20 protein-coding genes and 1 pseudogene are annotated in these 17357 nt (G+C 64.1%); 16 read left to right on the top strand and 5 right to left on the bottom strand.

What is annotated here, in order from left to right; all coding sequences use genetic code 11:
• The first annotated feature begins 35 nt into the window (after positions 1 to 35).
• From ACUXH0_RS07305 to ACUXH0_RS07320, 4 genes are all read left to right on the top strand, one after another.
• Positions 36 to 776, top strand: coding sequence for an ABC transporter ATP-binding protein (locus tag ACUXH0_RS07305; RefSeq protein WP_004628584.1), 741 nt, complete (start codon positions 36 to 38; stop codon positions 774 to 776).
• Positions 777 to 851: 75 nt separating this feature from the next.
• Positions 852 to 2060, top strand: coding sequence for an ABC transporter substrate-binding protein (locus ACUXH0_RS07310; RefSeq protein WP_012436740.1), 1209 nt, complete (start codon positions 852 to 854; stop codon positions 2058 to 2060).
• Between the two features lie 80 nt (positions 2061 to 2140).
• Positions 2141 to 3025 carry a branched-chain amino acid ABC transporter permease gene (locus ACUXH0_RS07315; protein WP_004628588.1) on the top strand — a complete coding sequence of 295 codons (885 nt, stop codon included), beginning with the start codon at positions 2141 to 2143 and terminating at the stop codon, positions 3023 to 3025.
• A gap of 14 nt (positions 3026 to 3039) precedes the next feature.
• Entirely contained in the window at positions 3040 to 4026 is a 987-nt protein-coding gene (locus ACUXH0_RS07320) for a branched-chain amino acid ABC transporter permease (RefSeq protein ID WP_024542449.1), read from the top strand.
• A 233-nt stretch (positions 4027 to 4259) separates the two neighbouring features.
• Here the strand turns inward: ACUXH0_RS07320 and ACUXH0_RS07325 are convergent, their stop codons facing one another.
• Positions 4260 to 4511: a hypothetical protein gene (locus ACUXH0_RS07325; protein WP_012436739.1), complete on the bottom strand. Its 252-nt coding sequence runs from the start codon at positions 4509 to 4511 to the stop codon at positions 4260 to 4262.
• Positions 4512 to 4630: 119 nt separating this feature from the next.
• Between ACUXH0_RS07325 and ACUXH0_RS07330 the strand changes: the two genes are divergently transcribed.
• Complete coding sequence (locus tag ACUXH0_RS07330; RefSeq protein WP_012436738.1) at positions 4631 to 5068, top strand: hypothetical protein; 438 nt, start codon at positions 4631 to 4633, stop codon at positions 5066 to 5068.
• 23 nt (positions 5069 to 5091) lie between these two features.
• Positions 5092 to 5850 carry a sulfite exporter TauE/SafE family protein gene (locus tag ACUXH0_RS07335; RefSeq protein ID WP_004628594.1) on the top strand — a complete coding sequence of 253 codons (759 nt, stop codon included), beginning with the start codon at positions 5092 to 5094 and terminating at the stop codon, positions 5848 to 5850.
• Here the strand turns inward: ACUXH0_RS07335 and ACUXH0_RS07340 are convergent.
• Positions 5840 to 6217 (bottom strand): cupin domain-containing protein, encoded by a 378-nt coding sequence (locus tag ACUXH0_RS07340; protein ID WP_012436737.1) that lies wholly within the window; start codon positions 6215 to 6217, stop codon positions 5840 to 5842. The genes ACUXH0_RS07335 and ACUXH0_RS07340 overlap by 11 nt on opposite strands.
• 168 nt (positions 6218 to 6385) lie before the next feature.
• On the opposite strand from ACUXH0_RS07340, the gene ACUXH0_RS07345 reads away from it, so the two are divergent.
• The gene (locus ACUXH0_RS07345) at positions 6386 to 6937 is read left to right on the top strand and encodes a phosphonate degradation HD-domain oxygenase (RefSeq protein ID WP_012436736.1); all 552 of its coding nucleotides are present in this window, start codon (positions 6386 to 6388) and stop codon (positions 6935 to 6937) included.
• Here the strand turns inward: ACUXH0_RS07345 and ACUXH0_RS07350 are convergent.
• On the bottom strand, positions 6923 to 7879 hold the full coding sequence (locus ACUXH0_RS07350) for an SDR family oxidoreductase (RefSeq protein ID WP_012436735.1): 957 nt from the start codon (positions 7877 to 7879) through the stop codon (positions 6923 to 6925). The two genes, ACUXH0_RS07345 and ACUXH0_RS07350, sit on opposite strands and share 15 nt — an antisense overlap.
• Positions 7880 to 7984: 105 nt before the next feature.
• On the opposite strand from ACUXH0_RS07350, the gene ACUXH0_RS07355 reads away from it, so the two are divergent.
• Entirely contained in the window at positions 7985 to 8881 is an 897-nt protein-coding gene (locus tag ACUXH0_RS07355; protein ID WP_012436734.1) for a LysR family transcriptional regulator, read from the top strand.
• Between the two features lie 12 nt (positions 8882 to 8893).
• Here ACUXH0_RS07355 and ACUXH0_RS07360 read toward each other — a convergent pair whose 3' ends face one another.
• Positions 8894 to 9109: a DUF3820 family protein gene (locus tag ACUXH0_RS07360; RefSeq protein ID WP_004628605.1), complete on the bottom strand. Its 216-nt coding sequence runs from the start codon at positions 9107 to 9109 to the stop codon at positions 8894 to 8896.
• Between the two features lie 5 nt (positions 9110 to 9114).
• Complete coding sequence (locus ACUXH0_RS07365; protein ID WP_404944687.1) at positions 9115 to 9396, bottom strand: LysR substrate-binding domain-containing protein; 282 nt, start codon at positions 9394 to 9396, stop codon at positions 9115 to 9117.
• Between ACUXH0_RS07365 and ACUXH0_RS07370 the strand changes: the two are divergent.
• The 8 genes and pseudogenes from ACUXH0_RS07370 to ACUXH0_RS07405 all read left to right on the top strand — a co-directional run bounded on the left by ACUXH0_RS07370 (position 9352) and on the right by ACUXH0_RS07405 (position 17344).
• A pseudogene (locus ACUXH0_RS07370) lies at positions 9352 to 10005 on the top strand (short chain dehydrogenase). The gene ACUXH0_RS07365 and the pseudogene ACUXH0_RS07370 sit on opposite strands and share 45 nt — an antisense overlap.
• A 161-nt stretch (positions 10006 to 10166) precedes the next feature.
• The gene (locus tag ACUXH0_RS07375) at positions 10167 to 11315 is read left to right on the top strand and encodes an ABC transporter substrate-binding protein (RefSeq protein ID WP_012436732.1); all 1149 of its coding nucleotides are present in this window, start codon (positions 10167 to 10169) and stop codon (positions 11313 to 11315) included.
• A 279-nt stretch (positions 11316 to 11594) separates the two neighbouring features.
• On the top strand, positions 11595 to 11891 hold the full coding sequence (locus ACUXH0_RS07380; protein WP_137910993.1) for a LysR substrate-binding domain-containing protein: 297 nt from the start codon (positions 11595 to 11597) through the stop codon (positions 11889 to 11891).
• A 185-nt stretch (positions 11892 to 12076) separates the two neighbouring features.
• Positions 12077 to 14026, top strand: coding sequence for a tRNA uridine-5-carboxymethylaminomethyl(34) synthesis enzyme MnmG (gene mnmG / locus ACUXH0_RS07385; protein ID WP_182593849.1), 1950 nt, complete (start codon positions 12077 to 12079; stop codon positions 14024 to 14026).
• Positions 14026 to 14694 carry a 16S rRNA (guanine(527)-N(7))-methyltransferase RsmG gene (gene rsmG / locus ACUXH0_RS07390; RefSeq protein WP_012436730.1) on the top strand — a complete coding sequence of 223 codons (669 nt, stop codon included), beginning with the start codon at positions 14026 to 14028 and terminating at the stop codon, positions 14692 to 14694. The genes mnmG and rsmG overlap by 1 nt, the downstream gene beginning before the upstream one ends.
• Positions 14695 to 14731: 37 nt before the next feature.
• Positions 14732 to 15517: a ParA family protein gene (locus tag ACUXH0_RS07395; RefSeq protein WP_004628617.1), complete on the top strand. Its 786-nt coding sequence runs from the start codon at positions 14732 to 14734 to the stop codon at positions 15515 to 15517.
• A gap of 17 nt (positions 15518 to 15534) precedes the next feature.
• Complete coding sequence (locus ACUXH0_RS07400) at positions 15535 to 16446, top strand: ParB/RepB/Spo0J family partition protein (RefSeq protein WP_004628618.1); 912 nt, start codon at positions 15535 to 15537, stop codon at positions 16444 to 16446.
• Between the two features lie 349 nt (positions 16447 to 16795).
• A complete protein-coding gene (locus tag ACUXH0_RS07405; RefSeq protein ID WP_012436729.1) occupies positions 16796 to 17344 on the top strand; it encodes an ATP synthase subunit I in 549 nt (182 codons plus the stop codon).
• Positions 17345 to 17357 lie beyond the last annotated feature (13 nt).

A 17357-nucleotide genomic window follows, 5' to 3' on the forward strand; every position in this document is an offset into this window, starting at 1 on the left:
AGCGAACGCTAGACCCGAACACACGAGAACACTGCATGAGCACGCCCGCGCTCCAGATCAAGGACCTGCACGCCTGGTACGGCGAATCGCACATCCTGCATGGTGTCGACCTGACCGTGAACCGCGGCGAGGTGGTCACGCTGCTCGGCCGCAACGGTGCGGGCCGTACCACCACGCTGCGCGCCATCATGGGCCTGGTGGGCACGCGCAAAGGCTCCATCGTCGTGCATGACGCTGGCGGCCAGGGTGTGGAAACGATCGACCTGCCCACGCACAAGATCGCCCACTGCGGCATCGGGTACTGCCCCGAGGAGCGCGGCATTTTCTCGAGCCTGTCGTGCGAAGAGAACCTGATGCTGCCGCCGGTGCTGAAGGGCCAGGTGGCCAAGACCGGCAATGCCGGTATGAGCATCGACGAGATCTACGAGATGTTCCCCAACCTGGCCGAGCGCCGCCAAAGCCAGGGCACGCGCCTGTCGGGCGGCGAGCAGCAGATGCTGGCGGTCGGGCGCATCCTGCGCACCGGCGCGAACCTGTTGCTGCTCGACGAGATTTCCGAAGGACTGGCGCCGGTGATCGTGCAGGCGCTGGCCCGCATGATCCTGATGCTCAAGAAGCGCGGCTACACGGTGGTGATGGTGGAGCAGAACTTCCGCTTTGCCGCGCCGCTGGCAGACCGGTTTTATGTGATGGAACACGGCCGCATCGTCGAGCGTTTCGAGGCGGCGCAGTTGCAGGACAAGATGCCGGTGCTGCACGAGCTGCTCGGCGTTTAAGAGGTTTTCCCGATCGACTTGCAAGACCCATGCGCCAGCGTGATCCGCGGCGCGCACGACACAGGAGACAAGACCATGACACTCAAGAAGCTGGCTGGTGCATTGATGGCGGTAGGGCTGGGGGCGGCCGCATTCGGCGCGCATGCGCAGGTGAGCGGCGACAAGGTGAAGATCGGCTACATCACCGATCTTTCGGGGCTGTATGCCGACATCGACGGGCAGGGCGGTGTCGAGGCGGTGAAGATGGCGATCGAGGATGCGGGCGGCAAGGTGCTCGGCAAGCCGATCGAACTCGTGACGGCGGACCACCAGAACAAGGCCGACATTGCCGCATCGAAGGCGCGTGAATGGATGGACCAGCAAGGCCTGGACATGCTGCTGGGCGGCACGAACTCTGCCACGGGCCTGGCCATGAACAAGGTGGCTTCCGAGAAGAAGCGCGTGTTTATCGACATCGGTGCCGGCACGGCGCGCCTGACCAACGAAGAGTGCACGCCGTACACGATCCACTATGCGTACGACACCGTGGCACTGGCCAAGGGCACGGGCAGCGCGGTGGTCAAGCAGGGCGGCAAGTCGTGGTTCTTCCTGACCGCCGATTACGCGTTCGGTCACTCGCTGGAGAACGACACCACGGCTGTGGTGAAGGCCAACGGCGGCACGGTGGTCGGTTCGGTCAAGCACCCGCTGTCGGCATCGGACTTCTCGTCGTACCTGCTGCAGGCGCAGTCGTCCAAGGCACAGATCCTGGGCCTGGCCAACGCCGGCGGCGACACGATCAACTCGATCAAGGCAGCCAAGGAATTCGGCATCACCAAGACGATGAAGATCGCAGGCCTGCTGATGTTCATCAACGACGTGCACAGCCTGGGTCTGCAGACGGCCGAAGGCCTGCTGATGACCGACAGCTGGTACTGGGACATGACCGACGCGTCGCGCAAGTTCGCCAACCGCTACTTCATGAAGATGAAGAAGATGCCGAGCAGCCTGCAGGCAGCGGATTACTCGGCGGTGTCGAACTACATCAAGGCCGTGGCCGCTGCTGGCACGGATGATCCGGACAAGGTCATCGCCCAGCTCAAGAAGACCAAGATCGACGACTTCTACACGAAGGGCTATATCCGCCAGGACGGCCGTGCCATCCACGACATGTACCTGCTGCAGGTGAAGACGCCGGCCGAATCGAAGAAGCCGTGGGATTACCTGAAGGTTGTCGCGACGATCCCGGGCGAGCAGGCTTTCACCACGCCGGCCGAGTCCAAGTGCTCGCTGATGAAGAAGTAAAAGCGTAGGCAATCCGGCGCCGCCGTCCGTGTGGAGGGCGGCGCCATCAACGTTGTGTTGGTGTTCTTCCCCTGACCGCGATGGAAATCTTCGGCGTTCCGCTACCGGCCATGCTCAGCCAGCTGCTGCTGGGTCTGGTCAACGGTTCCTTCTATGCGATGTTGAGCCTGGGCCTTGCGGTCATCTTCGGGCTGCTCAACGTCATCAATTTTGCGCACGGCGCGCTGTTCATGCTGGGCGCGGTGCTCACGTGGATGGGCTTCTCGTACCTGGGCGTGCCTTATTGGGCGATGCTCGCGCTCTCGCCGCTGGCGATCGGCTTGCTGGGCGTGGTGATCGAACGCACGCTGCTGCGGTTCATCTACAAGCTCGATCACCTCTATGGCCTGCTGCTCACGTTGGGCGTGACGCTCGTCATCGAAGGCGTGTTCCGCGCCATCTACGGTGTGTCTGGCCTGCCATATGACACGCCCCAACTGCTGCAGGGTGCCACCGACCTCGGCTTCATGATGCTGCCCAACTATCGCGCGTGGGTGGTGGTGGCGTCGCTGGCGGTGTGCTTTGCCACGTGGTTCATGATCGAGAAGACGAAGCTGGGCGCTTACCTGCGCGCCGGCACGGAGAACCCCAAGCTGGTCGAAGCCTTTGGCGTGAACGTGCCGCTGATGGTCACGCTTACCTACGGCTTTGGCGTGGCGCTGGCGGCGTTTGCTGGTGTGCTGGCGGCGCCGGTCATCCAGATCTCGCCGCTGATGGGGCAGAGCATGATCATCACCGTGTTTGCGGTGGTGGTGATTGGCGGCATGGGGTCGATTCTCGGTTCGATCGTCACCGGGCTGGGCCTGGGCGTGATCGAGGGGCTGACCAAGGTGTTTTATCCACAGGCGTCGGCGACCGTGGTGTTCGTGATCATGGTGCTGGTGCTGCTGGTGCGTCCGGCGGGCCTGTTCGGTAAAGAGAAATGAGCGGCGCGGCCAACATGACCAACTCTTCTTCCCTCAAATACGTGCTGTACGGGCTGCTTCTGGTGGCGCTGATTGCCGCGCCGCTGGTGGGCGCGTATCCGGTGTTCGTCGCCAAGCTGCTGTGCTTTGCGCTGTTTGCCTCCGCCTTCAACCTGCTGCTGGGTTACACAGGGCTGCTATCGTTCGGGCATGCGGCGTTCTTTGGCGGCGCGGGCTACGTGGCCGGCTACATGATGCGCGACCTGCATGTCACGCCGGAGCTTGGCCTGCTGGCGGGCACTGCAGCGGGCGCGTTCATCGGTTTGATCGTCGGCCTGCTCGCCATCCGTCGTCAGGGGATCTACTTCGCGATGATCACACTGGCGCTGGCACAGATGCTGTATTTCTTCTGCCTTCAGGTGCCATTCACCGGCGGCGAAGACGGCCTGCAGGGCGTGCCGCGCGGCAAGCTGTTCGGCGTGCTGGATCTGTCGTCCGACCTCACGCTGTATTACGTCGTGCTCGCTATCGTGGTGCTGGCGTTCCTGCTGATCGTGCGCACGATCCACTCGCCGTTCGGGCAGATCCTCAAGGCCATCAAGGAGAACGAGCCGCGCGCCACGTCCCTCGGCTACGACACCGATCGTTTCAAGCTGCTGGCCTTCGTGCTGTCGGCGGCGCTGACGGGCCTGGCCGGTTCGCTCAAGACGCTGGTGCTCGGCTTCGAGACGCTCACCGACGTGCACTGGTCGATGTCCGGCTCGGTCATCCTGATGACGCTGGTAGGCGGCCTGGGTATCCTGTCTGGCCCGCTGCTGGGTGCGGCGCTCGTGATCGCGCTGGAAAACAAGCTCGGCGACATCGGCAGTTTCCTCGCTGGCGCCACTGGCATCGACGGCTTCAATATCCTTGGCGAATCAGTCACCACGGTCACGGGCGCGATCTTCGTGATCTGTGTGCTGACGTTCCGGCGCGGCATCATGGGCGAAATTGCGGCGCGTGTGCCCTGGCTGCGACGTTGACGCCACAATGCGCGAAGATGCCGGTAAATTTCACCCGAACGGCTGCACTTGGTGCCTCATGCACCGTAAGGGTTTGCTCTAGTTGCTGCATTGCGGTGCATCTTTTACAGTCTCGTTACGGTTTTCGCACGAGATAAATGAGGCGGGAGCGAGGAGACGACAGCACACACCGCATGTACGGTGGAGATGCAAAATAGATAAAGGCCCTGCCAGGCGATCCCCGGCAGGGCCTTTTAGTTTGTGCGGTCTCCTTCCGCGAGAGCGCCGGCCAGCAGTGCCCGCCCCCGGGCGCTGACCGTCACTAGCTGCAGCTCAGGCGGGGATTCGGGCGCGCAGTCGACCAGCCCGTCGATACAGGCATCCTCCCAGATCGACAAGCGCGGGCACGACGTCCGCCACGTTTCCAGCACTTCGGCGTAGGGCCGGGGCCGCTCGGCCAGCGACTGCAGCAATTGCAGGGTGAGGGCGCGGGTCGGGTCTGCCATGGCGGGCTCCGTGGGGCGACGCATCCATTCTGGTTCGTGCAGATTCACAAGAGAAATGCATTAGGCGTCGACGCCTATGCGCGCGCTGCATGACAATGGCGCCTTCGCCAGAGCCGCCCATGATCCTGTCCACCCGCCTTGCCACGCCTGAAGACCGCGCGCACCTGCTGACCGCCGTCGCGTCGACCGCCTCGCCGCTGCAGCTGGCGCATGCCGTCGATACGCTGCTCGCTCATCCGAGCGTGCATCCATGCTTCCTGGTGGAGACGGGTGAGGTGTTGGCCGGCGTGGTGCCGATCACGCTCGTGCCGCATCTGATGCTGGGCGGTCTGGTGGCGTGGTTGCCGGCTGGCGTGATGCTATTTACCGGTGACATGGCCACGCGTGAGGCCGCCTTGGCGGCCGTCAATGAGTACGCCAGGGCACACGGCATACTCCACGTCCTGCTGCCGCCCGCGGCGCTTTCGGCTGAAGACGCCGCAGCGCTCGGCTTTGTGCCCGACGCGTCGGGCTGCTGGCGGCGCAGCGCACGCCCGTCGCCCAAGTCGCTGGGCTAATCCTTCGTGTTTCGTTTCTCCTGATGGAATTCGCTTTGCTCGCCGTGGCCGGCTTTCTGGCCGGCCTGATCGATGCCGTAGCCGGTGGCGGCGGCCTAGTGCAGATTCCCGCCCTGTTCTCTGCGTATCCGAACATCGCGCCCGCTACGCTCATCGGTACGAACAAGGTCGCGTCGATGTCGGGCACCGCGACGGCGGCGGTGCGCTACGGCCGCACGGTGCGCATCTATTGGGGCGCGACGGCACCGGCGGTGGTCACCGCGTTTATGTTTTCGCTACTGGGCGCGTGGGCGCTCATGCATATTCCCGCCGAACCGCTGCGCCGTGCGCTGCCGTTCGTGCTGGCGGTGCTGCTCGTCTACACGGTGGCCAAGAAGAATCTGGGCGCCGATCACGCCCCGAGCCTCCAGGGCTGGCGCGAGCGGGCGACGGCGTTGCTGGCTGGCGCCGCCATCGGTTTCTACGACGGCGTCTTCGGCCCGGGCACCGGCAGCTTTCTGATGATCGTGTTTGTGCGCGTGTTTGGGTACGACTTTCTGCACGCGTCGGCGTCCACCAAGATCGTGAATCTGGCGACCAACGTGGCGGCCCTGTTACTGTTGGCCGCCAAGGGCCACGTGTGGTGGCAGCTTGGCGTGGTGATGGCAGTCGCCAACGTGGCCGGCAATCAGGTCGGCAGCCACCTCGCGTTGCGGCACGGCAGCCGCTTCGTGCGCAAGGTGTTCATCGTGGTGGTGCTGGCGTTGATTTTGAAGACGGCTTACGACGCGTTCATCCGTTGAGTTGCTTCTCGAGCGTCACGCTGCGCTCGGTAATGACATCGCCCGTGTGCTGCGTGGTCACGGTTTCGATCAGCATGATTCCGCATTCCTCGTCGGCAACCGGAAAATGCCGCACGCCACGCGGTACGACGCAGAAGTCACCGGGGCCGAGATGCACATCGGCGCGGTCCTCGAAGGCGATTTTCAGGTGGCCATAGACCACGAAAAACAGTTCGTCTTCATTCGGGTGGTCGTGCCAGACGAATTCGCCCTTGAGCTTGGCGACCTTGATGTATTGGTCGTTGACTTGGCCGACAATGCGCGGCGACCAATAGTCCGTGACCTGTTCCAGCGCGTGCGTGACCTGTACGGCGTGTCCTGCGAGCATGGTGCGCTCCGATGGGTGGGAAGGCACTGAAGATACGGGCGCCCGCCGCGCATTCCCAACCAAACTTTCTAATCGCGCCGATCACGCGGGCTAATGCGCGGTGCGTTGTCACCGTGTTGCCGCACGGGCTGGCTAGGCTGCAAAGTTCCGCTTTTACTGCGCAGCATCATGGCCCTGAGTCTTGACGACATCCGCACGCTGTTCGATCGCCACGGCAGCATTGCCTACAGTGGCGAGCCCGTCACCCAACTCGAACATGCGTTGCAGACGGCGGCGCTGGCGGAGGCGGCCGGCGCGTCGGATGCGCTGATCACGGCGGCGTTGCTGCATGACCTCGGTCATTTGCTGAACCTGCAAGGTGAGACCCCCACCGCGCACGGCATCGACGATCAGCACCAGTACGTTGCGCTGCCATTTCTGCGCGCCACGTTTCCGGACGCCGTGCTGGAGCCGATCCGCCTGCACGTGGATGCCAAGCGCTGCCTGTGCGCGATGGACGCGCATTACTACGCACGCCTATCAGCGGATTCGGTACGCAGCCTGGCGCTGCAGGGCGGCGTGTTTTCGACACACGAGGCCGAGGCCTTCATGCAGCGTCCATACGCTGCCGATGCGCTGCAATTGCGCCAGTGGGATGACCTTGCCAAGGTGGCGGGGCAGCGCACGCCTGACCTTGCGCACTTCCTGGCGATGGCCGCGCGGGTTTCAGCGGCAGCCTAGACTGCGTAACGTCGCGCCCACGGCTTCGTCCCACGGCGTGTGCGGTTCGGCGCCGAGTGCCTGCACGAGCTTGGCATTGTCCATGCGCACCGGGTGCTGCCACAGATAACGCATCTCGCGCATCTCGCGCAGCATCTCCGAGAACGGTGTCAGCGCGGGCATCAGCCACCACGGGAATGCGCGCGTCTTGACGGGGTGGCCCACCGCGCGGCCAATCGATGCGACCATCTGCGTGCCATCGGCATCCCAGTGGCCGCGCATGTGATAGACGGCGAAGTCCGGCAGACGGTCGCCTTGCTCGACAAGACGCAACATCGTTTCGGCCACATCGGGCAAATACGCCCATTGATGACCGATGCCGGCGGCGCCCGGATGCGTAACGGTGCGGACAGGCTTGCCCGGCTTGACCAGCGCGCCGGCAAACCAGGTGTTGCTGGTTTGCGGCCCGAAGAAATCGCCGGCGCGCACGATCAGGCTGCGCACACCGTCGGCGCTGGCGGCCTGCATGCGGCGCTCCAGCTCCGCGCGGATCTTGCCCTTGCGCGTGAGCGGTGCCTGCGGGGTGGTTTCGCGCAGCACGGGAAACGTGTCCGGCGCGAAGTTGTACACCGTGCCCGGCAGCACGATGCGCGCACCCGAGGCGCGGGCGGCGGCGATGGTGTTGTCGATCATCGGCAGCACCAGGCCGGCCCAGTTCTGGTAGCCCGGCGGGTTGACGGCGTGGATGATCAGCTCCGCGCCTTGCGCCGCGCCGACCACGTCTTCGCGCACCATCGCGTCGCCGCGAATCCACTCGAATGCGGTGTTGCGGTTCGTCAGCGCGACCGGATTGCGCTGCAGCGCCCGCACATGCCAGCCACGTGCCACCAGCCGACGTGCCACTTCGCCGCCAATGCCGCCAGTGGCGCCCAGTACCAATGCGATGCGTTTTACCTGTTCCATGATCGTGCTCCTGATGTGAGAGAGAGCGTTGCGATGGAGGCATTCTGGGCGCAGCTATGCTTCAATGGAATTGTTGATATCAAGCGTACAGCTATACAAATTTGTATGAGCGGATCAGAACCGGGTTGGGAGTTGTATCGGACGTTTCTTGCCGTCGTGCGAGAAGGATCGCTGTCGGGCGCCGCCCGCGCGTTGGGGCTGACGCAGCCGACCGTGGGGCGACATGTCGATGCGCTCGAACGGGCGCTGGGCATGTCGCTCTTCCTCCGAACGCAGCAAGGGCTGAGCCCCACAGAAGCGGCGCTATCGCTGCGGCCGTTTGCGGAATCGCTCGAAGCCACGAGCGCCGCCTTGCTGCGCGCCGCTTCCAGCCAGGGCGAGGGCGTGCGCGGCACCGTGCGCATCACTGCCAGCGAGGTGGTGGCGGTGGAAGTGTTGCCGCCCATCCTCGCCGACCTGCACGCCGCCTATCCGGAGCTGACGCTCGAACTGGTGCCCTCCAACCGGATGGAAGACCTGCTGCGCCGCGAGGCGGATATCGCCGTGCGCATGCAGCCACCGAGCCAGGGCGTGCTCGTCGCGCGGCACATCGGCGCGATCGAGCTGGGGATATTTGCCCACCGGCGCTATCTGGCGCAGCGCGGCACGCCAAGCACGGTGGAAGAACTCGCGGCCCACACCTTGATCGGCTACGACAAAGAGAACGCGTTCCTGCGCAGCATGCGAGCGCAACTGCCGTGGGTTCAACGCAACCGCTTCGCACTGCGCACCGACAGTGACCTGGCTGCGATTGCCGCGCTGCGTGCGGGCTTTGGCATCGGCTTCTGCCAGATCGGGCTGGTGCGGAACAACGCAGATCTGGTTCGGCTGTTCGGCGATCAGATTTCCATCACGCTCGACACCTGGCTCGCCATGCACGAAGACCTGCGTGACAGCCCGCGCTGCCGCGTGGTGTTTGATGCGCTGGCGACGGGGCTGCTGCGTTACATCAACGGCGATTGATCGATCGCGTTGTCAGCGGCCCTGGCGCAGTGGGTCGAGCAGGCCCTTCAGGCCGTTGTGATCCAGCTCCTGCATCAGCGCCAGCAGTCGGCCGATCTGCCCCGGCGGAAACCCTTCGCGTGCAAACCAGTTGAGGTAATGACCCGGCAGGTCGGCAATCAGGCGGCCCTTGTATTTGCCAAAGGGCATCTGCGTGGTGACGAGGCGGTGGAGGTCTTCGGGGTTCATGGGCGCTATTGTGCCGCCGATGCGGGGACGAACGTGGGCACCTGCGCCAGCAAATGCTCCACAAAACCGGAGAGCTTCGGTAGCGGCCGCCGGTCCTGCCGATACACGACATGAATCGGCCGCGGCCCGGGCGCATACGCTTGCAGCACGCGTACGAGTCGGCCGCTTGCCAGGTCTTCGGCGACGAGCACTTCGGGCTGCAGCAGCAGGCCGGCACCGGTCAGCGCTGCCGCGCGCAAGCCATGGCCGTCGTAGGCGCCATTCCAACCGGATTTGCGAGGGAGCAAGACAGGAAGATCGTCGTGATTGGTGCCAGCGGCACGCTGGGCCGCGCCGTGGTGGCGGAACTGGAGCAGGGCGGTGCGCACGAAATCATCCGCGTCGGCCGCACGCAGGGTGAGCATCAGGTCGACATCACCAATGCCGACAGCGTGGCCGCACTGTTCGACAAGGTTGGCCGCGTTGATGCGATCGTCTCCACCGCCGGCAACCTGTTCTTCGGGCCGCTGACAAAGATGACGGCCGCGGATTTCACCGTTGGCCTGCAGGACAAGCTGCTCGGTCAGGTGCGCCTGGCGCTCGTCGGCCAGCATTATCTGAACGACGGCGGCTCGATCACGCTGACGACCGGTATCGTGGGGCAGGAGCCTGTTGCACAAGGCGCCAACGCGAGCGCCGTCAACGCGGGCGTGGAGGGTTTTGTGCGCGCCGCCGCGTGCGAACTGCCGCGCGGCATCCGCATGAACGCGGTGAGCCCGACGGTGCTGACCGAATCGATGGAGGCGTATGGCGCGTTCTTTCCGGGCTTCTAGCCTGTGCCGGCAGCGCGTGCGGCGCTGGCGTACCGACGCAGCGTGGAGGGCGTGCAGAGCGGCCGGGTGTATCGCGTAGGCTGAATCTGCCCAGATCGTGAACACGTTAAGGTTTGGGGTATCTCCCCCCTTGCTCGCGTGGCGTGACTCCTTCTAGACTCGTTCATCCCCGACCCAGCGGTCGGCCAAATCGCAGATCCAGGGCGGGCGCAGACCCGCTTCGCATATCTCAGGAGACGGACGGCATGAAGGTTTCGCGCGCATCCCGCATTGCACTCGCCGCGACGGCACTGTTGGCAGGTACGGCGTTCGCCCAGGTGAAGGTCGGCATCACGGTGTCTGCCACGGGGCCGGCCGCTTCCCTAGGCATTCCGGAAAAGAACACCGTCGCGCTGCTCCCCAAGGAAATCGCCGGCAAGAAAATCGAGTACATCGTGCTCGACGATGCGTCTGACACGACCACGGCCGTCAAGAACACGCGCAAGTTGATCACCGAAGACAAGGTCGACCTGGTGATCGGTTCGACCGTCACGCCGAACTCGCTGGCGATGGTGGATGTGGTGGCCGAGAACGAAACGCCAATGATCACCTTGGCCGCATCAGCGCGGATCATCGAGCCGATGGACGCCAAGCGGGCGTGGGTCTTCAAGACGCCGCAAAACGATTCCCACATGGCGACCGCCATTGCCGAGCACATGGCCAACCACGGCGTGAAGACGGTCGCGCTGATCGGTTTTGCCGATGCCTATGGCGATTCGTGGGCGCAGGAGTTCGACAAGGTGGCTGCATTGCGCAAGCTGAAGGTCGTCGCCAATGAGCGCTTTGCTCGGACCGATACGTCGGTGACGGGGCAGGTGCTGAAGATCATGTCAGCCAATCCGGATGCGGTGCTGATCGCAGGCTCGGGTACGCCGGCCGCGTTGCCGGAACGGGCGCTCAAGGAGCGCGGCTACAAGGGCAAGCTGTATCAGACGCACGGCGTGGCGAACGCCGACTTCCTGCGTGTGTGTGGCAAGGACTGCGAAGGCACGTACCTGCCCGCGGGCCCGATCCTGGTTGCCGAGCAACTGCCGGACAGCAATCTGGTAAAGAAGCCGGCGCTGGCGTACAAGACTGCATATGAGAAGGCCTACGGCGGGCAGGTTTCCACCTTCGGTGGCCACATGTGGGATGCCGGTTTGTTGTTCACGCAGGCGATGCCCGAAGCGCTGAAGAAGGGGCAACCCGGCACGCCGGCGTTCCGCAAGGGGCTGCGCGATGCGATGGAGACGACGACCAACCTGGCCATCTCGCACGGCGTGATGAATATGAATGCGAAGGATCACCTCGGGCTGGATCAGCGGGCGCGGGTGATGGTGGAGATCAAGGACGGGAAGTGGAAGCTGCAGAATTAATGACGTAGCCCACGTCATTGCCCAAAGCAAAACGCACGGTTCGCGCCGTGCGTTTTGCTTTTGGGGCTCAAGTGCTGGCGAGGCTTTTCGGTACTGGCGATGCCGCGGTTGTGGGCAGCGCCGCGACATGGTCGGCGTGCCGATTGGACCGGCGCGCCGTATCGCGGTGGTGGGCAGCGCAGGCTATTTGCAAGCGTATGGCACTCCTGAATCGCTGGACGCACTGCGCGGGCATCGGTGCATCCGATATCGCTTTCCGAGTAGCGGCGCCTTGTATGACTGGGCGTTTGTCGAACCCCGCGGTGGTGCCATTCAGTCGGCCGATGTGACGGGGGCTTCATCGCCAATGATGTGCTGGCGATGGTCGAGGCGGCGAAGCAGGGCATGGGCTTGGCGCACGTGTTGGAAGACCTCGTTACCGAGCATGTGGCGGCTGGCCGCCTGGTTCGAGTGCTCGAGCCGTGGTGTCCGCCGATGTATCGCTTTCATCTCTATTTCCCAGGCACGCCTCGGATGCCGGGCAAGCTGCGCGTCTTCATCGACTTTCTGCGGACGCACTCGGGTCACGATGCCTGAAGGCCAACCCTCGGTGTGTTTCACGTGAAACACAAGCCTGCCCGACAAGCGGTGCATGTTTCACGTGAAACACGAAAAGCGGGGGAATTTCGTCTCGATTACCGCATCGTCGAACTGTGGTGTAGCTGCGCGACTTATAATTCCGCTTCTCCAAATTTTCAATGCCTCCATGCGAGGAGGAAGCCATGCTGTATCCAATTGAATTCGATGTGATCGTGGTGGGCGGCGGACACGCCGGCACCGAGGCCGCCCTGGCGGCGGCGCGCATGGGCTGCCAGACCCTGCTGCTGACGCACAACATCGAGACCTTGGGGCAGATGAGCTGCAATCCGTCCATCGGCGGCATCGGCAAGGGTCACCTGGTCAAGGAAGTGGATGCGCTCGGCGGCGCCATGGCCATTGCGACGGACGAGGGCGGGATCCAGTTCCGTATCCTCAATTCCAGCAAGGGCCCGGCCGTGAGGGCGACTCGCGCGCAGGCAGACCGCGTGCTGTACAAGGCGGCGATCCGTCATCGCCTGGAAAACCAGCCGAACCTGATGCTGTTCCAGCAGGCTGTGGAAGACCTGGTGGTAGAAGGCGATCGCGTAATCGGGGCGGTGACGCAGGTTGGCGTGCAGTTCCGTGCACGTGCTGTGGTACTGACGGCCGGCACGTTCCTCGACGGCAAGATCCACGTCGGGCTAAACAACTACACCGGCGGTCGCGCGGGCGACCCGGCTGCGGTATCGCTGTCGGCGCGTCTGAAGGAATTGAAGCTGCCGCAAGGCCGCCTCAAAACCGGCACGCCGCCGCGCATTGACGGCCGCTCCATCGATTTTTCGGTGCTCGAAGAGCAGCCGGGTGATCTCGATCCGGTGCCGGTGTTCTCGTTCATGGGCCGCGCGGACATGCATCCGCGTCAAGTGCCGTGCTGGGTAACGCACACCAACGAGCGCACGCACGACATCATCCGCGCCGGGCTGGACCGCTCCCCCATGTACACGGGCGTGATCGAAGGGGTGGGGCCACGCTACTGCCCTAGCATTGAAGACAAGATCCATCGCTTCGCCAGCAAGGACAGCCACCAGATCTTCCTGGAACCGGAGGGCTTGGCGACCAACGAGTTTTACCCGAACGGCGTGTCGACCAGCCTGCCGTTTGATGTGCAGCTCGACCTGATCCACTCAATGCGCGGGCTGGAGAATGCCCACATCCTGCGTCCCGGTTACGCCATCGAGTACGACTACTTCGACCCGCGCGGCCTCAAGGCCTCGCTGGAGTCGAAGGCGATTTCCGGCCTGTTCTTCGCTGGCCAGATCAACGGGACGACCGGTTACGAAGAGGCCGCGGCGCAAGGCCTGCTGGCGGGCATCAACGCCGGCCTGCAAGTGCAGGGCAAGGATGCCTGGACGCCGCGCCGCGACCAGGCTTATCTGGGCGTGCTCGTCGACGACCTCATCACCCGGGGCGTGACCGAGCCGTATCGCATGTTCACCAGCCGGGCCGAGTTCCGCCTCAGCCTGCGGGAAGACAACGCCGACATGCGCTTGACCGAAGTCGGCCGCACGCTGGGCGTGGTCGACGACGCTCGCTGGGATGCCTTCAACCGGAAGCGTGACGCTGTTTCACGTGAAACAGAGCGCCTCAAGTCGACTTGGGTGAATCCGGCCACGCTTCCGTTGGAAGACGCTGAGCCGGTCCTGGGCAAAGGCATTGAGCGCGAGTACGCCTTGGCCGACTTGCTGCGCCGGCCTAACGTGACGTACGAAACCCTTATGGGCATGCAGGGCGGCAAGTACGCGCTCGAATCGCCGTTGGCTGAAGACCCGTTGCTGGCCGAGCAGATCCGCGAGCAGGTCGAGATCGGCATCAAATACCACGGCTATATCGCCCGGCAAGCCGATGAAGTGGAGCGCCTCGGTGCGAACGAGAACACCCGTCTGCCGGCCGATTTCGATTATTCGCAAGTGCGCGGTCTGTCGATCGAGGTCCAGCAGAAGCTCGCTAAGCACAAGCCCGAGACCATCGGACAGGCTTCACGTATCTCCGGCATCACGCCGGCCGCCGTGTCGCTGCTGCTCGTGCACCTCAAGAAGGGCGTGCTGCGTGGCCAAGTTGGCCCGCGCGCCAGTTCAGAAGGCGAGGCCGCTTGATGGCGAATGCACTGACAGACGCCCGGGCAGAGTTGGAAGCCGGCGCCCGTGCGCTTGGCTTGTCGCTGGACGACGCGCAGGTCGATCGCCTGCTGGCGTATCAAGGGCTGCTGGCCAAATGGAACCGCGTCTATAACCTGACCGCCATTCGTGATGCCGGCGACATGCTGACGCATCACCTGCTGGATTCGCTCTCGGCCGTGTCGCGCATCGCCGGTTTGGCCCGCCGTGCCCAACCCGACGCACCGCGCGTGCTGGACGTCGGTTCGGGTGGTGGGCTGCCGGGCATTCCGCTGGCCATCGCTTTCCCAGATGTAAGCGTCACGATGGTCGACATCGTGCAGAAGAAGACCGCCTTCCTGACGCAGTGCCGCGCCGAGCTTGGCTTGGCCAATGCCCAATCGCATTGGGGCCATGTAGAAAAACTGGCCGATGCCACCGGCTACGGCGTCATCACGTCACGCGCGTTTGCCGAGTTGGTCGATTTCGTGAATCTGGCCGGGCACCTGCTGGCGCCCGGCGGCCGCATGGTCGCCATGAAGGGCGTGCGCCCGGATGCCGAAATCGAACGCCTGCCCGCCGGCTGGACCGTCGAAGCCATCGAGCGCCTGACCGTGCCGGGGCTGCCGGCTGAGCGTCACCTGGTCATCCTCGCGCCGTCGGCGTGAGCGAACGTTGTAGCGAGCCATTCACCGCAGAGGAGTCATGTCGAATATTTTCGTGATCGCCAACCAGAAGGGCGGGGTCGGCAAGACCACCACCACGGTGAATCTCGCGGCCGGACTGGCCGCGCAAGGGCAACGCGTGCTGCTGGTCGACCTCGACCCTCAGGGCAATGCTTCGATGGGCTCCGGCATCGACAAGCACACGCTGGAATTCAGCGTCTACCAGGTGCTTGTCGGGCTGGCGACGATTCCGCAGGCGCGCCAGCGCTCGGAGGCAGGGCGCTATGACGTGCTGCCCGCCAACCGCGACCTGGCCGGCGCCGAAGTCGAACTGGTCGATCTGGAACATCGCGAGAACCGCCTCAAGCTTGCGCTCGCCGAGGTGGAAGCCGACTACGACTTTGTCCTCATCGATTGTCCGCCGTCGCTCTCGCTGCTCACGCTCAACGGCCTGTGCGCCGCGCATGGCGTGGTCGTGCCAATGCAGTGCGAGTACTTCGCGCTCGAAGGCCTGTCGGATCTGGTCAACACCATCAAGCAGGTGCACGCCAACCTGAACCGCGATCTCAAGGTGATCGGTCTGTTGCGCGTGATGTTTGACCCGCGCGTGACGTTGCAGCAGCAGGTCTCGGCGCAACTCGAATCGCACTTCGGCGACAAGGTGTTCAAGACGGTCATCCCGCGCAATGTGCGTCTGGCCGAAGCGCCGTCGTACGGCATGCCGGGCGTGGCGTTTGACGTGGCATCGAAGGGGGCCAAGGCCTATCTGGATTTCGGTGCCGAGATGATCGCGCGCGTGCGGCAGATGGCCGACACGCCGGCCTGAGCGGTAAGAGGAACAACATGAGCACGATGAAAAAAAAGGGACTGGGCCGCGGCCTCGAAGCGCTGCTCGGCAGTCCAGCCGAGATTGTCGAAGCCGCCAAGCAGGAGGGCGCCCCGACGGTCCTGAAGCTGGAACAGATGCAGCCCGGCAAATATCAGCCGCGCACGCGCATGGACGAAGGCGCGCTGCAGGAGCTCGCCGCCAGCATCCGCGCACAAGGCCTGATGCAGCCGATTCTGGTGCGCAAGGTCGAGTCAGACGGCGCGAAGCCGAAGTACGAAATCATCGCGGGTGAACGCCGCTTCCGCGCTTCGCGCCTCGCCGGCCTGACCGAAGTGCCCGTCCTCGTGAAGGACGTGCCGGATGAATCAGCCGCTGCCATGGCGCTGATCGAGAACATCCAGCGCGAAGATCTCAACCCGCTGGAAGAGGCGCAGGGCATTGCGCGCCTGGTGCGTGAATTCCAGTTCACGCACGAGCAGGCGGCGGAATCGGTAGGGCGTTCGCGCAGCGCGGTGTCGAACCTGTTGCGCCTGCTCAATCTCGCTCAGCCCGTGCAGACCATGCTGATGGCCGGCGACCTCGACATGGGCCACGCCCGCGCGCTGCTCGCCGTCGATGGCGCTACGCAGATCACATTGGCCAACCAGATCGTCAACAAGCGCCTGTCGGTGCGCGAGACGGAAAAACTGGTCGCGTTGACGCTCAAGCCATTCGAGCTGAAGTCACTCAAGCAAAAGGGCGGTCACCAAGGTGGTCGTGACGTCGCGCGCCTGGAAGAGGAGTTGGCCGATCAACTGGGCCTGGGTGTGCAGATCAAGCTGGCGGCCAAGGGCCGTGGTCAGTTGACCGTGCAGTTCAGCAGTCTTGACGAGTTCGACGGCTTGCTCGCGCGCCTGCGACCGGACGGCAACGAAGAGGCGGCCTGAGTTTCCCTGCGACAGTTTGACGCACGTATTGGAGCCGTCGTCGTGGCGCCGTGTACGGGCACCCTTTGGCACGGAATTGGTGCAATTACCTCGCGCGTCATCGACGCCGCGCTTCGCCAGCACCATCATGGAATCAACGGGGTGCAGCACCATCAGGCGGATTCGGTGCCCCGGCGACAGCACCGTATTGCGCTCGCCGTATGGAACGCGGCCGCACGGAGTGCTGTCGAAGGCGCCCGCACGAGCATTCGCTTGCGCGTTGACTGGCGAACGCCATGTCCCGTAAAATCGTGCGGTTTTAAATCCGCCTGACCCAAAGCGGTGCGGCATGATGAAAGCGCATTCTTCCATGCAGCCAACCGACCGGCAACGGCCCGATTCTTACGCTTCGTTGAAAGCCGCCCGACCCACGTCGGCGCAGGATCCGAAGCGCGACGGTTGGGACGATGAGGAGCAGGCGGAGCCGCCGGTGCATGTGCTCTCGCATGACGAAGCGGTCGCCCTGTTCGGCGAGCAGGCTCTGCAGGCCTCGCGTATCACGCCCTTTTCCATCGTGCTCGGCCAGGTGGCCATCACACTGTTGTGTGCGCTCGGTTGGTATGTCGGCACTTGGTTCGCGGGAGCGGGCGCTGCGTCAGCCGCCGAGGCTGGATTGTCGGCGCTGCTGGGCGGTGGCGTATGCGTGGTGCCTTCGGCATGGTTCGCGATGCGGCTGTCGACGGCCAAGGGGTTCGAATCCATCGCCCGTCTGGTAGTGGGCGAAGCGATCAAGGTGCTTGGCACGGTCGCGCTGCTGGTGATCGTGGTGGTGGTGTTCAAGGGCCTGCATTGGCCGCCCTTGCTGATCACCCTGATCCTGGCGCTCAAGATGTATTGGGTCGGTCTCGCGCTGCGATAGTGCGTTGAATCGG

The organism is Ralstonia sp. 110700041-2 (assembly GCF_056280165.1).

Excerpts from the sequence above, each read along its gene's own strand:
- ACUXH0_RS07305 (WP_004628584.1), top strand. The coding sequence starts at position 36 with ATGAGCACGCCCGCGCTCCAGATCAAGGACCTGCACGCCTGGTACGGC.
- ACUXH0_RS07310 (WP_012436740.1), top strand. The coding sequence starts at position 852 with ATGACACTCAAGAAGCTGGCTGGTGCATTGATGGCGGTAGGGCTGGGG.
- ACUXH0_RS07315 (WP_004628588.1), top strand. The coding sequence starts at position 2,141 with ATGGAAATCTTCGGCGTTCCGCTACCGGCCATGCTCAGCCAGCTGCTG.
- ACUXH0_RS07320 (WP_024542449.1), top strand. The coding sequence starts at position 3,040 with ATGACCAACTCTTCTTCCCTCAAATACGTGCTGTACGGGCTGCTTCTG.
- ACUXH0_RS07325 (WP_012436739.1), bottom strand. The coding sequence starts at position 4,511 with ATGGCAGACCCGACCCGCGCCCTCACCCTGCAATTGCTGCAGTCGCTG.
- ACUXH0_RS07330 (WP_012436738.1), top strand. The coding sequence starts at position 4,631 with ATGATCCTGTCCACCCGCCTTGCCACGCCTGAAGACCGCGCGCACCTG.
- ACUXH0_RS07335 (WP_004628594.1), top strand. The coding sequence starts at position 5,092 with ATGGAATTCGCTTTGCTCGCCGTGGCCGGCTTTCTGGCCGGCCTGATC.
- ACUXH0_RS07340 (WP_012436737.1), bottom strand. The coding sequence starts at position 6,217 with ATGCTCGCAGGACACGCCGTACAGGTCACGCACGCGCTGGAACAGGTC.
- ACUXH0_RS07345 (WP_012436736.1), top strand. The coding sequence starts at position 6,386 with ATGGCCCTGAGTCTTGACGACATCCGCACGCTGTTCGATCGCCACGGC.
- ACUXH0_RS07350 (WP_012436735.1), bottom strand. The coding sequence starts at position 7,879 with ATGGAACAGGTAAAACGCATCGCATTGGTACTGGGCGCCACTGGCGGC.
- ACUXH0_RS07355 (WP_012436734.1), top strand. The coding sequence starts at position 7,985 with ATGAGCGGATCAGAACCGGGTTGGGAGTTGTATCGGACGTTTCTTGCC.
- ACUXH0_RS07360 (WP_004628605.1), bottom strand. The coding sequence starts at position 9,109 with ATGAACCCCGAAGACCTCCACCGCCTCGTCACCACGCAGATGCCCTTT.
- ACUXH0_RS07375 (WP_012436732.1), top strand. The coding sequence starts at position 10,167 with ATGAAGGTTTCGCGCGCATCCCGCATTGCACTCGCCGCGACGGCACTG.
- mnmG (WP_182593849.1), top strand. The coding sequence starts at position 12,077 with ATGCTGTATCCAATTGAATTCGATGTGATCGTGGTGGGCGGCGGACAC.
- rsmG (WP_012436730.1), top strand. The coding sequence starts at position 14,026 with ATGGCGAATGCACTGACAGACGCCCGGGCAGAGTTGGAAGCCGGCGCC.
- ACUXH0_RS07395 (WP_004628617.1), top strand. The coding sequence starts at position 14,732 with ATGTCGAATATTTTCGTGATCGCCAACCAGAAGGGCGGGGTCGGCAAG.
- ACUXH0_RS07400 (WP_004628618.1), top strand. The coding sequence starts at position 15,535 with ATGAGCACGATGAAAAAAAAGGGACTGGGCCGCGGCCTCGAAGCGCTG.
- ACUXH0_RS07405 (WP_012436729.1), top strand. The coding sequence starts at position 16,796 with ATGCAGCCAACCGACCGGCAACGGCCCGATTCTTACGCTTCGTTGAAA.